This window comes from Streptomyces sp. NPDC101160, assembly GCF_044768205.1.
Taxonomy (GTDB): domain Bacteria; phylum Actinomycetota; class Actinomycetes; order Streptomycetales; family Streptomycetaceae; genus Streptomyces.
This window is the reverse complement of the sequence record NZ_JBIWPJ010000003.1, coordinates 333,905-347,856: the sequence shown is the minus strand read 5'-3', so window position 1 is coordinate 347,856 and position 13,952 is coordinate 333,905. Positions and strand designations below refer to the sequence as shown.

Genomic DNA, 13,952 nt, shown 5'->3' with positions numbered 1-13,952 from the left:
GCGGGTCTACCGGGCCGCCTTCCGCTCCCCCCTAAGATCACCGGGACGGGGGACGGCGGGCGAGACGAGGGAGAGGCCTGAGACATGGCGGACGAGCGCGTGTACCTGGTGACCGGGGGCGGAACGGGGATCGGGGCCGCGACCGCGCGGACCTTGGCCCGGGCGGGACACAAGGTGGCCGTGTCCGGGCGCCGGCCCGAGCCGCTGCGGCTGGTCGCGGAGGAGACCGGCGCCCTGCCCGTACCGTCGGACGTCGGGGACCCCGCCGCGGTGGCCTCCCTCGTCGAGACGGTGGTCGGCACGTACGGACGGCTCGACGGTCTGGTGCTCAACGCCGGCATCGGGCGGGGCGGCGGGGTGGGCGAGGTGACCCTGGAGGACTGGGACGAGGTCATGCGGACCAACCTCACCGGTCCGTTCCTGCTGCTGCGCGCCGCGCTCCCGCACCTGCTCGACGCCCGCGGCGCGGTGGTCGCGGTGGCCTCGGTGTCCGCCCTGCGCAACGGTGTCGGGAACGCCGCCTACGCCACCTCCAAGGCTGCGCTGCTCCAGCTGTGCAGCTCGCTCGCGGTCGACTACGGGGGCGCGGGGCTGCGCGCCAACACCGTGTGCCCGAGTTGGGTGCGCACCGACATGGCGGACCGCCGAATGAACCGGTTCGCCGACGAGGCCGGCCTGGACGGGAACGGTCTGGAGGCGGCGTACGACGAGGTGACCCGCGTCCTGCCGGCCGGGCGGCCCGGTGAGCCGCAAGAGGTCGCGGAGGCCGTCGCCTGGCTGCTGTCGCCCGCCGCCTCGTTCGTGAACGGTGCGGTGCTCACCGTCGACGGCGGCGCAACCGCACTGGACCCGGGCACCCTCGGCTTCGAGTTCCGGCTGGAGCCGCGCGTCCCGCGCGCCTGACGGTCATACGGCATCGCGCCGCCCGAGATCGGATGTCGGAGGCCGGATGGCGGATGTCGGAGGTCGCAGGTCGGAGGTCGGAGGCAACGCGGGAGGCCGATACGACGTCTGCCTAGCGGAGAACGAACCGGGCGGACCGAGCCCCGTGTGAAGGGAGCCTGCTGGTGCTCATAGGACTGCTGACCGCCGTCGCCGCCTCGATCTGCTACGGCACGGGATCGGTACTGCAGGCGCTCGGCTCCCGCAGGTCCGCCCGGCGCGAGGCGGCCGCGGCGGGGCAGCTCACCCAGCACGGCGGGCCGAGTCTGTCGTCGACCGCGAAAGCCGCGATGACCTGGGAGTTCGTCGGAGGCACGATTCTGGACTTCGTCGGCTTCGGCCTCGGCGCGCTCGCCGCCCGTATGCTCCCGCTCTTCCTCTCGCAGACGGTGATCAGCGCCAATCTGGTCATCACGGCCGTCCTCGGCGTGAGGTTGCTGGGCATTCGGCTGACCCGCGCGGAGTGGACCTCGATCGGTGTGGTCTGCTCGGCCCTGGTGCTGCTGGCGAGCGCGGCGGGCCCGGAAGGCAGCGGGCGCACCCCGATCTCCACGCACTGGTGGCTGCTCGCCGTCTCGCTGCTGCTGATGGTCGGCGGCACGGTCCTGGTACGGGTGCTCGGCGCCCGGGCGGCGATCCTCGCAGGCCTTCTGTCGGGTCTCGGCTTCGGCGCGCTCGGTGTCGGGGTGCGGATCCTGAACGGCATCGACCCCTTCGAGCCGGGCACCGTCCTGACGGACCCGGCGCTGTACGCGATCGTTGTGGCCGGCGTCGGCGGGATGTACCTGCACACGGTCGCGCTGCAAGTCGGCTCGGTGAACGGGGCGACGGCAGCTCTCGTGGTCGGCGAGACCGTGCTGCCGGGGATGATCGGTGTGTGGTGGCTGGGAGACGCCTCCCGCCCGGGCTTCACCTGGCTGGCCGTCCTCGGCTTCGTCCTGGCGGTCACGGGCGCGGTGGCGGTGGCCTGGTTCGGAGCCCCGGAGAGCCACGCGCCGGAGCCCGAGAGCCACGCGCCGGAGCCCGTGCGCGTTCCCGAGTCCGTACGCGTTCCCTAGTCCCGGCCGCACAGGGCGGAAGACACGTGGTCCGGTGTCGCGGTGTCGGCGGTGTCGTCCGGAGCCATCCACGGGCGAAATGTCGTCGTCAGTCACATGATGGAGTCCGGGCAGCGAACGGAGGCTGACAGATGATCCAGGTCGCCGACATCCGGGAGTGGCGCGAGCACGACGTCGTCGACGCGGACGGGAAGAAGATCGGCACGCTCGAGTCGGTCTACGTGGACACCGCGACCGACGAACCGTCGTTCGCGACAGTGACCGTCGGGCTTCCCACGCGGCACCGGCTGGTGTTCGTGCCCCTCGACGACGCCACGGTCGGGCCCGGCTACCTGAAGGTCCCCTTCGGCAGGTCCTTGGTGAAGGACGCACCGGCCATCGACACGGACGGCGTGCTGCCGGCCGAGCGGGAACCGGACGTCTTCGCGCACTACAAACTGGCGTACCAGCCCGGCGCCGGCGGCGAGCGGCGGCTGGCCCGGCGCTGATCCACAGGAAGAAGCCGTGATGGTCTGGGTACTGCTGCTCATTGTGGCCGCGATCGTCCTTGGGATCGTCGGTGCGGTCGCCGACGGACTTTTCTACCTCCTGGTGATCGGCGTGCTGGTGTTCGTCGCCGCGCTGGCCCTGGGGGCCGTCCGGTTCCGGCGTACCGGGCGTCGCCCCGTGCGATAGCGCCCCTCCCGGGCCCGCTCGTCACGTCGCTGAGCGGGCCCCTCGCGGATACGCTGGGACTCATGATCGAGTCCGGACGGCCGCGGCTCCGTCGGAGCCTCGGCCACGGCAGGCTGGTGCGGCTGTCGCCGGTGATTCTGACCGTCGTGATCGCCGGTCTGGCCTACGCCACCCCGCCGGAGCTGGCGTTCAGCCGCCTGCTGCCCGCGGCGCCGGCTCTGGCCGCCGCCATGTGGCCGGTCCTCCCGACCGTCCTGCTCGGGACCGTCTGCCTCTTTCTGATGGTCGGCCTCAGCCTTGTCTTCCCCGATCTGGGGACGTGGTGGACGTGCGGAGGGATCGTCGCGGTCACCGTGGCCGCCGCGTACGGAAGCCATGTGCGGCTCCAGCGGGAGCGCACCCTCTTTCAGGTACGGCTCGTCGCCGACGCGGCCCAGCAGGTGGTGCTGCGGCCCCTGCCGCACCGCTTCCGGAACGTCGAGATCGAGTCGCTGTACCTCGCCGCCGCCGCGGAAGCCCGCATCGGCGGGGACTTCTACGAGGTGGCCGACACCCCGTACGGGGTACGGCTGCTCATCGGCGACGTCCGGGGCAAGGGCCTGCCGGCCGTGGGGGCGGCCGCGGCGATCGTCAACGCCTTCCGGGAGGCGGCACACGGCGAGGCCTCCATGGCCGACATCGCCCGCAGGCTCGACGCCAGCTGCGCCCGGCACAACGCCGCCCATCCGCCCGAGGCGCCGATGGAACGCTTCGCCACCGCGCTGCTCGTCGAGATCCCGCACCGAGGCAGCCGCATCACCATCGTCAACTGCGGACACCCCCCACCGTTGGTCCACAGCCTGATGAACGTGCGCGTCCTCGAGCCGTCCGCCCCGTCGCCGCTGCTCAGCCTCGCGGAGTTGATCGGTGCCCCGTACCGCGCGGACGCCTTCGACTTCGCTCCCGGCGAGGTACTCCTCCTCTACACGGACGGGATCGCCGAAACCCGCGCCCGGGACGGTGAGTTCTTCCCGTTGACGGAATGGATGCGCCGGCAGCCCCCCACACCTCCGCGTGATCTGCTCACGGCCCTGCACCACGAACTCCTCCGTCACAGCAGGGGCAGCCTCGACGACGACATCGCCGCCTTGGCCGTACGCCTGCAGACGCCGTGAGCCATGCGTACGGAGCGGCGGCGAGCACGTGCTCACCCTGCCCGGGCTCGGCCGCGCGCGGCTGTCAGGCCGCCGGCAAGGCCTGTTCCGCCCAGATCGTCTTCCCTGTCGGCATGTAGCGCGTCCCCCAGTGCTCGGTGAGCTGGGCGACCATGAACAGTCCACGTCCCCCCTCCTCCTCGCTGCCGGCGTAACGGGCATGCGGGGACGTGTGCTGCCCGTCGGAGACCTCGCAGATGAGCGAACGGTCCCGGATCAACCGCAGGCCGATCGGGCCGGAGGCGTGGCGGATCGCGTTGGTGACCAGTTCGCTGACCACCAGTTCCGTGGTGAAGACCAGATCGTCCAGTCCCCACCGCCCGAGCTGTTCCGCGGCCATCGAACGCGCGCGTGCGACGAGCGCGGGGTCAGAGGGCAGCTCCCAGCTCGCCACCTGGCGTGCCCCCAGCGCACAGGTGCGCGCGACGAGGAGCGTCGCGTCGTCCTGCACCTGGTCCGAGGCCAGCTCCGCGACGATCTGAGCGCACAGTCGGTCGGGCGACGATCCCCGGTGCTCGCCGAGTACGGCCGCCAACCGGTCCAGCCCCGCGTCGAGGCCGTTCCCCCGGGCCTCCACGAGACCGTCGGAGAACAGGACGACCAGGCTTCCCTCGGCCAGTTCCACTTCCGCGGCCTCGTACGGCAGGCGTCCCACACCCAGAGCAGGCCCCGGCGGCAGACGAAGGAAGTCGACGGGGCCGTGCGGCTGCACCACAGCCGGCGGCAGGTGTCCCGCCGCCGCCCAGGTGCTCGTCCGGGAAGCCGGATCGTAGATCCCGTAGACGCACGCCGCTCCGAGGGCGCCACTGCCGTCGGCCTCGCCCTTCCCGTCCTGGTCCGACGCGTCCTTGCCGACCTGATCGTTCAGCCGGGCGAGCAGTTCGTCGGGCGCGAGGTCCAGCTCGGCCAGGGTGCGCACCATCGCGCGCAGGCGTCCCATCGTGGCGGCGGCCCCGAGTCCGTGGCCGACGACGTCCCCCACGACGAGTCCCACCCGTGCCCCGGAAAGCGGGATGACGTCGTACCAGTCGCCGCCGGCGCCGAGGTGGCTGTCGGCCGGCAGGTAGCGACTCGCCGCCTCGACCGCGCTCAGCTCGGGCAGCGATCGTGGCAGCAGGCTGCGCTGGAGCAGGAACGCGGCGGTGTGCTCCCGGCGGTACTGCCGGGCGTTGTCGATGCATACGGCGGTCCGGGACGCCAGCTCCTCGGCCACCGCCCGGTCGCCGTCGTCGAAGGGTTCCGAGTCGTCGCCCCGCACGAAGGTGACGAGGCCCAGCGGCGTCCCCCGCACGATCAGCGGGACGTACAGCCGTGTCGGCGCGACCACGGCGTCCGTGGTCGGCCGGCCTCTGGCCAGGCTCTCGGCCTGCGACGATCCGGCGGCGTACGCGACCCGCTCGTACGCGACCCGCTCACTCACCCGGGAAGCTTCCCCGTCGGAATCCGCCACGCGTACGAGGTCCCATGCCGTGACGGGCTTCGGCTCCTCTCCGTCGAGCACTTCTGCCGCTACGTCGACGAGCACGGCGTCGGCGTACTGCGGCACGGCGATCGCGGCGAGCTCCGCTGCCGTTCCGGACGGGTCGAGCGTCGACCCGATCCGCGCGCCCGCCTCCGCGAGGAGCGCGAGGCGCTGCTGCGCACGGTAGTGATCGGTGACGTCGATGGACTGTTCGCACACGCCCACCGGCTCTCCCCGGCCGTCGAGGAGGCGGAAGTAGGACGAGGACCAGACGCGCTCACGCCGCGGGTCGGCCGGGGAGCGCCCGCGGAAGTGCACGTCGATGACCGGCTCACCGGTCTCCAGGATCTGTTGGACGAAGTCCTCCGGCGGCGTCGCCAGATGCTGGGTGTTGAGGACATCGCCGGGAAAGAGTTCGGTCATGGAGCGGCCGAGCAATGCGGTGAGGTCGCCGCCCAGCTCCCGGACACTGGAAGCGTTGGCCCACAGGAGGCGCGCGCCGGGACCGTAGATGGTCAGTGTCACCGGTGACTGGGTGACGAGCCCCTGCAGCATCGCCTGCCGGGTCTCCCACCAGCGCAACGCCTCCAGCTCGGCCGCCATGAGGACGGCGGAGGGGGCCCGGTCGGAGGAGGCCCCGTCGGGGGCGGGGGTCAGGGGATGCAGGGTCACAGCCACCCGTACGGTGTCTCCGCTGCGGTGGCGCACGTCCACGACGGCACTACGGGTCCCCCCGAGCCGCAGCCGCTGATCTGACCGCGGCTCCTCCGCTCCGTCGCGACCGGCGTGCGAGGTGGCGATCAGGTCCGTCGCATGGCGGCCGAGCACCTGCGAAGCCGGATACCCCAGGAGGGTCTCGGCCTGAGGACTCCACCCGACGAGCACTCCATCTGCGGTGATCAGGGCGAAAGCGGCCGGGGGCGGGCTGAGGTGCCCGCCCTCGTCCGCCCCGGCGGGAGGAATGAACGGTAGCCCCTGCATGCTCCCATCATCCTTCCGCGCGGTCGCGACCGCAGTGCGCTCGATCCGGTCCGGGCGGCCACCGCGTCCTGGCAGCGGATGTTTCGCGTGCTCGCCGGCGGTGAGGCGTAGGGGACGAGCCTGTTCGACTCATCGACTGGGGAGCACATGGAGAGCCTTGTCCGGCTGGCGATCTGCGTCGGCGGCTCGGCGCTGGCTGCCCTCGCCGTCTGCCGTGCGGCGGACCTGCTGGCGCGGTTCGCCGACGCGCGGCATCCGGAGACCCCGCTGTGGGGGCTGCTGCGCCGCTGCCGCACGCCGCTGTACGTCGTCGTGCTGGCCGCCCTGCTCAGGTGGACCTACTCGGTGGCGGCGCCGGGTCAGGGGCCGCTCGAAGAACGCACGGAGGTGGTGAGCCGCGTCCTGCTGTTGTGCCTGATCGGCAGCGGAGCCTGGCTGACGGTACGGTCGGTCGCGGCCGTCGTCGAGTCCTCGTACGCGCGGTACGCCGGACGTTCCCGGGATGCCGCACGGCTCCGCCGCGTCCGTACCCAGGTCACGCTGATCATGCGGGTGGTGTCCGTCGCCGTCGGGGTGCTCGCCGCTGCCGCTGCCCTCGTCACCTTTCCGTCCTTCCGTACGCTCGGCACGTCCCTGCTCGCTTCGGCCGGCATCATCGGCATCGTGGCCGGTGTGGCGGCCCAGTCGACGCTGAGCAACCTCTTCGCCGGCTTCCAGATCGCGTTCGGCGACATGGTCCGCATCGGTGACACCGTCGTCGTGGACGGCGAGTGGGGTGTCGTGGAGGAGGTGACGCTCACCTTCCTCACCGTCCGGACCTGGGACGAGCGTCGCGTCACGCTCCCCGTCTCGTACTTCACCTCGCGGCCGTTCGAGAACTGGTCGCGCGGCGGCGCGGAGATGACGGGGTCCGTGTTCATCCACTGCGACCACTCCACGCCGGTCGCGCTCGTACGGTCACACCTCCGGGAGTTCCTCACCACGTGCGGCACCTGGGACGGACGGGGCTGGGACCTCGCCGTCACCGAAACCTCGCCCACCGGCATCACCGTGCGTGCGATCGTGACCGCCAAGGACGCCGACGACCTGTGGACGACCCGCTGCGCCGTACGGGAGGAACTCGTCGGCTGGCTCGCGCGGGAGCACCCGGGGGCACTCCCCAAGGTCGTCACCGCTCCCGCGGCCGAGGCCTGCGACCGGCCGCGGGACCACGACGGAGTGCAGCGGCAGCGACGCCGCCCCCGGCCCGACCCGAGCACCGGCCGGCCGTCGGACGCGCCTCCGCACTGAGGCCGCCGGACCGGGTCGGTCTTCTTCGGCTACTACGCTCGGCCCACAGAGCTCGGCGGCGCGGGCGCTCTTCCGGACCACGGACGGGCGCGTTCGAGCTGGCCGGCCAGCCGGAACAGGGTGGCTTCGGCGCCGGGGCGTCCGAGGAAGTGGACTCCGACGGGCAGCCCCGCGGGTGACCAGTGGAGCGGGACGGACATGGCCGGGGCGCCGGTGATGTTGGCGACGACCGCGGGGAAGGCGATGAAGGGTGCGCTGTTGCGGGCGGTTCGCCAGGGGTCCGCATCGGAGGAGGTCATCTCGCCCAGGGGGAGGGGTGGTTGGGCGAGGGTCGGGGTGAGGACGGCGTCGTAGCGGGTGAGGAATCGCGCGACGGTCCGGGCGAACGACTGCAGGGTGGTGTCGGACAGCAGGTAGTCGCCGCCGGTGACGCGCCGGCCGTGTTCCCAGCACGCACGGGTGTACGGCTCCAGTTCTCCCGGTCGGGGCTCACGGCCCAGTTCGCGCGTCCAGTATCCGACGATCCACGCCATCGCGGCGCCGAAGACGGTGCCGATGGCCTCGCTCACCTCGTCGGTGAGGCCCGGCAGGTCCTGTTCGACGGTAGCCGAGCGTCCACAGCTGTCCCTCCCGGTGGAACACCTGCCCGGTGTCCGCGTGCGCGAGTGCGGTCCGGGCCCGGTCGCGCAGCCAGCCGAGGCCCTGGTCCTCGGCCGCGGTCAGCGCCTCGGAGAGCAGGGCCCGGCCCCGTCGTCCGGCGGGCTCGCGCGCCAGCAGGACGCGGCCGAGTTCGAGCCGGGCCCGGGCCGCGATCGGCCGGGCGCCGAGCCGGTCGGCGCTCGTCAGGGCGTCCTCGAGGTGCGTCGCGGCCTCCGGGCCGGTGCCGGCCAGGCCCAGATAGAGCGCCACCGGCGCGAGTACGGCGACACCGCCGCCGATCACGACGGTCTCCCGCTCGTACGGCAGGAGCCGCCGGTAGCGGTCCTCGCAGACCTCGGTGACGCCGGCCCCGACCGCGATCTCCACGTCGAGGGCCAGGCCGGCGAGGACCCGCCACCGGAAGCGCGACAGCTCCTCGGCCGCGGGGAGGGCGCGCAGCACGGCGGCCGCCTCCTCGGGCCGGCCGGCGGCGAGGTGGGCGAAGCAGCGGCCGTGCGGCAGGAACTCGTACGGCAGTCCGGCGTCTCCGAACTCCTCGAGCACCGGCGCGACGCCGCTCGGTCCCTCCCGGGCGAGTGCGACGGCGAGGCGCTGGGTCGCGGCGACCCCCGTGCCGTCCGGCTCACCGATCGCCTCGGCCAGAACGGCGGCTTCGTCGGACAGCCGCGCGCCCTCCTGGAACCGGCCCTGCAGCAGGGCCCACGCGGCCTCGCGCGAGCGCACCAGGTAGCGGGCGTGCGGCAGCCGGGACCGTTCGGCCGCGTCGGCGGCCTGACGCAGGGCGGTCGCGGCGGTGGGGTCGGCGAGCTCCAGCAGGGCCGCGAAACGGCACAGGGCTCCCTCGAACTCCAGGGCCGCGTCGTCAGCGTCGACCGCGGCCGTCACCATCTCGTCGGCGAGCGCCACCCGGCGCCCTGCCGTGCCCGGCGCCCACTCCACGTCGTGCCGGGCGAACAGCGCGGTGGCGAGGGCATGGGGATCGCCGGCGGCCCGTGCGGTGTCCGCCGCCTGCCGGGCGTGCTCCCGGGCCCGTACCAGGTCCTGCTCCGGGCCGTCGGCCAGCTCCCGCGCCAGTGCGGCGAGCACCTCGGCGTGCGCCGCGGCATGAGGGCCGTCGCGCAGGGCGGCCTCCGTCCGTACCAGGATCGAGCTCGGCCATCAGCTCCTCGCGGAAGAGGTCGTGCACGAACCGGTATCCGTCCGGACCGTCGCGGGCGACGCTCCGTGCCTCCAGCGCGGGCTCCAGCAGGACCGGTACCTCGGTGGACGGCACAGCCGCGACGGTGGCCAGCGGCACGATCCCGAACCCGCGGCCGAGCACCGCGGCGGTGCCCAGCAGACGGGCCGTGCCGTCCGGCAACCGGGCCAGGCGCCGGGCCACCGTCTGCCCGACCGCGACCGGCACCGCCCCGCTGTCCCCGCCCGCCGCCCGCAGCCGGGCGAGCTGCTGGACGAAGAAGGGATTGCCGCCGGTGCGGCGCTGCACGGCGGCGGCTGTCTCGGGTCCGGCCTGCTCGCCGAACCGGTCCAGGAGCACGGCCACGTCCGCCGGCGCCAGACCGCCGAGCACGACCACGTCCGCGTCCGTCAGGGAGAGCAGCGGGTGGTCGGGCGCGAGCTCGACGTCGCGGTAGGTGCCGAGCAGGAGCAGGGGTTCGTGCCCGGCCCGGCGGCCGAGACGGGCCAGCAGCAGCACCGAGGCGGTATCCGCCCACTGCAGGTCGTCCAGTACGGCGACCAGCGGCTCGCCGCCTTCCAGCAGCCGCTCCGCGATCCCCTCGAACAGCGCCGTCCGGGCGTCCTCCCCGCCGACCCGCGCCCGGGCGCCGTCGCCGCCGCCGAGCGGCTCCGGTCGTCCGGTGACGGCGCGGAGGATCTGCTGCCACGGCCACAGACCGGGTGCGGTGCCGCCGTCCTCACAGTTGCCCCAGGCCGCGGTCACCCCGCGGCTGCGCGCGTAGCTCAGGACTTCGGCGGCGAGCGCCGTCTTCCCGATGCCCGGCTCCCCCGCCAGCAGCACAAGCCCGCCCCGGCCGGCGGCGGCCGCGTCCACCTGACGGCACAGCGACGTCAGCAGCGCGGCCCGGCCTACCAGAAGCGACTCAACGGGCGAGTCCACACCGGCATTCTCCCACCGCGCGGGGTGCGCCACGCGGCGCGCACGGTCAGGGCACGGCGGCGGGCACGTGGTCGACGCGCTCGCGCGTGCGTGCCGCGTCGACGCTCGGTGGCACGCCGAACTGGCGCTTGTACTCGCGGCTGAACTGCGACGGGCTGTCGTATCCCACCCGGTGGCCGACGCCGGTCACGTCGTGCGGGCGGCTGGTCAGCAGGAGCCGCGCCGCCTGGAGTCGGATCTGTTTCTGGTACTGGATCGGGCTCATCGCCGTCACCGACTGGAAGTTCCGGTGGAAGGCGGAGACGCTCATCCCGGAAGAGCGGGCGAGGTCCTCGACCCGGAAGGCCTCGGTGTAGTTGTCCCGGATCCAGTCGACCGCCCGGGTGATGTGGTTCAGGCTGCTGTCCGCGAGGCCCAGTTGGCGGACTGCCTCGCCCTGTTCTCCTGTCATCAGCAGCCACAGGATCTCGCGCTTGACCAGGGGGACCAGCACCCGGCGGTCGCGGGGCCGGTCCAGCAGGCGGAGCAGGCGGACGATCGCGTCGATCAGCTCCGCCGGGGCCTCGCTGACCATGATCCCCGGCCGAGGCGCGCCGGCCGGTCGCGGCAGGTCGCCCGGCCCGGCCCGGAGCATCAGCTCCGCGATGACGGCGGGCTCCAGCGTCATCCCGAAGCCGAGTTGCGGGCCGCCCGGTGCGACACGGCCGGTCACCGGAAGGTCGGCCGAGGTGACCAGATATTGACCGACCCCGTACTCGTACACCCGCTCGCCGAGCGCGAGCCGCTTGGCGCCCTGCGCGATGACGGCCAGCATCACGCCGGACATCGCGTACTCCGGCTCGGCGCCCGGCTCGGCCCGGCAGATCCGGACGCCTTCGACGGGGGTGGTCGGGTCGGGCCGCGCATGCCGTTCCAGCAGATCGCGAAGCTCGTCGAGGGACATGCTCCCCATCTCATCACGGACTGACCATCATGGACCGGCGCTCACGGACCGCCCCTCACGGACCGACATGCTCCTCCCCGCAGAGAGAGGATCATGCACGTCGGGGGCGAGAAACTCGCGCCGTGGCTCCTACTCCCCGGTCTCCTCGTACTCGGCGATCAGCCGGCCGCGGGCGACGGCGTGGAACCGGAGATGGAAGCCGACGAGTGCCGGCGCCGCGTCCGCGTCCGGTCCCAGCTTCTCCTGGTCCACGGCGTACACCGTGAAGACATAGCGGTGCGGCCCGTCCCCCGGCGGCGGCGCGGCCCCGCCGAAGTCCCTGCTGCCGTAGTCGTTCCGGGCCTGCAGGGCGCCCGTCGGCAGCCCCGCGAAGCTCCCGGTTCCGGCGCCGGCCGGCAGCTCGGTGACATCCGCCGGAATGTCGAACACCGTCCAGTGCCAGAACCCGCTGCCGGTCGGCGCGTCCGGGTCGTAGCAGGTGACGGCGTAGCTGCGGGTGCCCGCCGGGCCCGGCGACCAGCTCAGGTGCGGGGAGGAGTTCCCCTTCGCGTACACGTGCGCGTCCGGGAGGACCCCACCGTCCGTCAGATCCCTGCTGCTGACGGACAGTTCGGGCACCGGCGGGTGGAAATCGTGCGGCAGCGGACGTCGGGTCGTCGGGTCGCTCATTCCTGATGGCCTTTCACGCTCTCGATGAAGTCGCCCGGGAGGGCGTGATCGCCATCCGACCACGCATCGCGTGACGGCGACCGGTCGGCGGGAGGATCGTGCAAGGAGTCGCGATCTTTGTGAACGTGCCCCCGGCTGTCTCCGAGAGCCGGTGTCCGTATCTGTGGGTTATATGGCTCCAGGGACATGGCCGGCCGCGACGTGGCCGAGAAGACTGGGAGCTGCCCGTCCACCGGGCGGGTTCCAGCAGCGTCCTATCAGCGATGACAGATGAGGTGCCATGACGATGACGACAGCCGCGAACTTCAGGGCCGGGGTGTACGTGCCGGACACCAGGCCGGCCCGTGAGGCGACCGAGTTGGTCCGTGACACCGCCGGTGAACTGATCTACCACCACTCGCGGCGGGTGTACTTCTTCGGGGCCCTTCAGGGCCGCAACCGCGATCTCGGCTTCGATCCCGAACTGCTCTACATCGCCGCGATGTTCCACGACCTGGGGCTGGGCGAGCGGTTCCGCACGAGCGGCCGCCGCTTCGAGGTCGACAGCGCCGACGAGGCACGACGTTTCCTGCGGTCGCACGGGATGCCGGACGACAGCGTGCGCCGGGTGTGGACGGCCATCGCCCTGCACACCACGCCGGGGATCCCCGAGTTCATGGAGCCCGAGGTCGCCCTGGTGACCGCCGGCGTCGAGTACGACGTCCTGGGCATCGGTTACGCGGACGTCTCCGCCGCCGAGCGTGAGGAGATCGTGGCCCTGCACCCGCGCCCCGGCTTCAAGAAGCGCATCCTCGACGCGTTCGCCGAGGGCATCCGGCAGAAGCCGGAGACCACCTTCGGCAACGTCAAGGCGGACGTGCTCCAGCACCATGTGCCGGGGTTCGAGCGCGGGGACTTCGTACGGACGATCCTGGACTCGCCGTGGGCCGAGTAGCCCCTCCGGCACGGAGCGCGGACCGGGTCGTCGTGATCGTGGCCTTCGACCAGGTCCAGCTCCTGGACGTGAGCGGGCCGCTGGAGGTCTTCACCACGGCCAACCGCTACGGCGCCCGGTACGACGTACGGGTCGTCTCCCCCACCGGTCTCGACGCGCTCACCTCCTGCGGGCTGCGGATCGGGGCGGACGCCCCCGTCGAGCGGCTTCCCCGGCGCGTCGACACGCTGCTGGTGCCCGGCCGCAGGGACTGGCGGGAGGCCGCCGCCGATGACGCCCTGGTCGCCCTCGTCGGCGGCCTCGCCGCACGGGCGCGGCGGGTGACCTCGGTCTGCGCGGGCGCGTTCCTCCTGGCCCGGACGGGAGTGCTCGACGGACGACGGGTCACGACGCACTGGGAGCTGGCGCCCCAGCTCGCCGCCGCCCATCCGGAGCTACGGGTCGATCCGGACCCGGTGTTCGTGCGCGACGGCCGTGTCGTGACCTCCGCCGGCGTCACGGCGGGGATCGACCTGGCCCTCGCCCTGGTCGAGGAGGACTACGGAGCGGATGTGGCGAGGGAGGCGGCCCGCCAGCTCGTCGTCTTCATGGCCCGCCCGGGCGGGCAGTCGCAGTTCAGCATCCGCATGACCCCGCGGCCGCCTCAACACCCGCTCGTACGCCGTGCGATGGACGAGATCACCACGGATCCGGCCGTCCCGCGCGGCGTCGACGCGCTCGCCGCGGGGCTCGGCGTCAGCACCCGGCACCTGGCACGCCTCTTCCGCCAGGAGACCGGCATGACGCTGGGGAGGTACGCCGACGCCGTCCGGGTGGAGGCGGCCCAGGTCCTGCTGTCCTCCGGCACCGCCTCCGTCGAGGAGGTGGCGCAGGAGGCCGGGTTCGGCTCGTCGGAGACCATGCGTCGCGTATTCCAGCAGACCTTCGGTGTCTCCCCCACGGTGTACCGGGCCCGCTTCCGCACCACGTCCGCACCGGCGACCGCGGTGACCGCCCTGCCACTGCCGGGCGCCGGCTGACTCGCCG

General features: G+C 72.9%; 14 protein-coding genes. 8 read left to right on the top strand and 6 right to left on the bottom strand.

Features of this window, described 5'->3' with window-relative positions:
- Positions 1-84: 84 nt before the first annotated feature.
- The 5 genes from ACIRSU_RS10955 (at position 85) to ACIRSU_RS10935 (ending at position 3,829) form a co-directional block, all read left to right on the top strand.
- Entirely contained in the window at positions 85-903 is an 819-nt protein-coding gene (locus ACIRSU_RS10955; protein ID WP_403790764.1) for an SDR family NAD(P)-dependent oxidoreductase, read from the top strand.
- Positions 904-1,067: 164 nt separating this feature from the next.
- The gene (locus ACIRSU_RS10950) at positions 1,068-2,000 is read left to right on the top strand and encodes a hypothetical protein (RefSeq protein WP_403790762.1); all 933 of its coding nucleotides are present in this window, start codon (positions 1,068-1,070) and stop codon (positions 1,998-2,000) included.
- A 131-nt stretch (positions 2,001-2,131) separates the two neighbouring features.
- Positions 2,132-2,488 carry a PRC-barrel domain-containing protein gene (locus ACIRSU_RS10945; protein ID WP_403790760.1) on the top strand — a complete coding sequence of 119 codons (357 nt, stop codon included), beginning with the start codon at positions 2,132-2,134 and terminating at the stop codon, positions 2,486-2,488.
- Positions 2,489-2,507: 19 nt separating this feature from the next.
- On the top strand, positions 2,508-2,675 hold the full coding sequence (locus ACIRSU_RS10940) for a hypothetical protein (RefSeq protein WP_403790758.1): 168 nt from the start codon (positions 2,508-2,510) through the stop codon (positions 2,673-2,675).
- 62 nt (positions 2,676-2,737) lie between these two features.
- Positions 2,738-3,829 carry a PP2C family protein-serine/threonine phosphatase gene (locus ACIRSU_RS10935; protein ID WP_403790756.1) on the top strand — a complete coding sequence of 364 codons (1,092 nt, stop codon included), beginning with the start codon at positions 2,738-2,740 and terminating at the stop codon, positions 3,827-3,829.
- Positions 3,830-3,893: 64 nt separating this feature from the next.
- Here the strand turns inward: ACIRSU_RS10935 and ACIRSU_RS10930 are convergent, their stop codons facing one another.
- Positions 3,894-6,311: a SpoIIE family protein phosphatase gene (locus ACIRSU_RS10930; protein WP_403790754.1), complete on the bottom strand. Its 2,418-nt coding sequence runs from the start codon at positions 6,309-6,311 to the stop codon at positions 3,894-3,896.
- A 147-nt stretch (positions 6,312-6,458) separates the two neighbouring features.
- On the opposite strand from ACIRSU_RS10930, the gene ACIRSU_RS10925 reads away from it, so the two are divergent.
- Entirely contained in the window at positions 6,459-7,601 is a 1,143-nt protein-coding gene (locus tag ACIRSU_RS10925) for a mechanosensitive ion channel family protein (RefSeq protein WP_403790752.1), read from the top strand.
- Positions 7,602-7,633: 32 nt separating this feature from the next.
- On the opposite strand, the gene ACIRSU_RS10920 is transcribed toward ACIRSU_RS10925, so the two are convergent.
- The 5 genes from ACIRSU_RS10920 to ACIRSU_RS10900 all read right to left on the bottom strand — a co-directional run bounded on the left by ACIRSU_RS10920 (position 7,634) and on the right by ACIRSU_RS10900 (position 11,992).
- On the bottom strand, positions 7,634-8,170 hold the full coding sequence (locus ACIRSU_RS10920) for an amidase family protein (protein ID WP_403790749.1): 537 nt from the start codon (positions 8,168-8,170) through the stop codon (positions 7,634-7,636).
- Positions 8,091-9,167, bottom strand: coding sequence for a hypothetical protein (locus tag ACIRSU_RS10915; RefSeq protein WP_403790747.1), 1,077 nt, complete (start codon positions 9,165-9,167; stop codon positions 8,091-8,093). The genes ACIRSU_RS10920 and ACIRSU_RS10915 overlap by 80 nt, the downstream gene beginning before the upstream one ends.
- Positions 9,124-10,380, bottom strand: a complete 1,257-nt coding sequence (locus ACIRSU_RS10910; protein ID WP_403790745.1) for an ATP-binding protein — start codon at positions 10,378-10,380, stop codon at positions 9,124-9,126. Before ACIRSU_RS10910 ends, ACIRSU_RS10915 begins: the two co-directional genes overlap by 44 nt.
- A gap of 46 nt (positions 10,381-10,426) precedes the next feature.
- Complete coding sequence (locus ACIRSU_RS10905) at positions 10,427-11,323, bottom strand: AraC family transcriptional regulator N-terminal domain-containing protein (RefSeq protein WP_403790743.1); 897 nt, start codon at positions 11,321-11,323, stop codon at positions 10,427-10,429.
- A gap of 129 nt (positions 11,324-11,452) precedes the next feature.
- Positions 11,453-11,992 (bottom strand): YbhB/YbcL family Raf kinase inhibitor-like protein, encoded by a 540-nt coding sequence (locus ACIRSU_RS10900; protein WP_403790741.1) that lies wholly within the window; start codon positions 11,990-11,992, stop codon positions 11,453-11,455.
- A 286-nt stretch (positions 11,993-12,278) separates the two neighbouring features.
- On the opposite strand from ACIRSU_RS10900, the gene ACIRSU_RS10895 reads away from it, so the two are divergent.
- Positions 12,279-12,926: an HD domain-containing protein gene (locus tag ACIRSU_RS10895; protein ID WP_403791477.1), complete on the top strand. Its 648-nt coding sequence runs from the start codon at positions 12,279-12,281 to the stop codon at positions 12,924-12,926.
- Positions 12,914-13,945 carry a GlxA family transcriptional regulator gene (locus ACIRSU_RS10890; protein ID WP_403790739.1) on the top strand — a complete coding sequence of 344 codons (1,032 nt, stop codon included), beginning with the start codon at positions 12,914-12,916 and terminating at the stop codon, positions 13,943-13,945. The genes ACIRSU_RS10895 and ACIRSU_RS10890 overlap by 13 nt, the downstream gene beginning before the upstream one ends.
- The last annotated feature ends 7 nt before the right edge of the window (positions 13,946-13,952 follow it).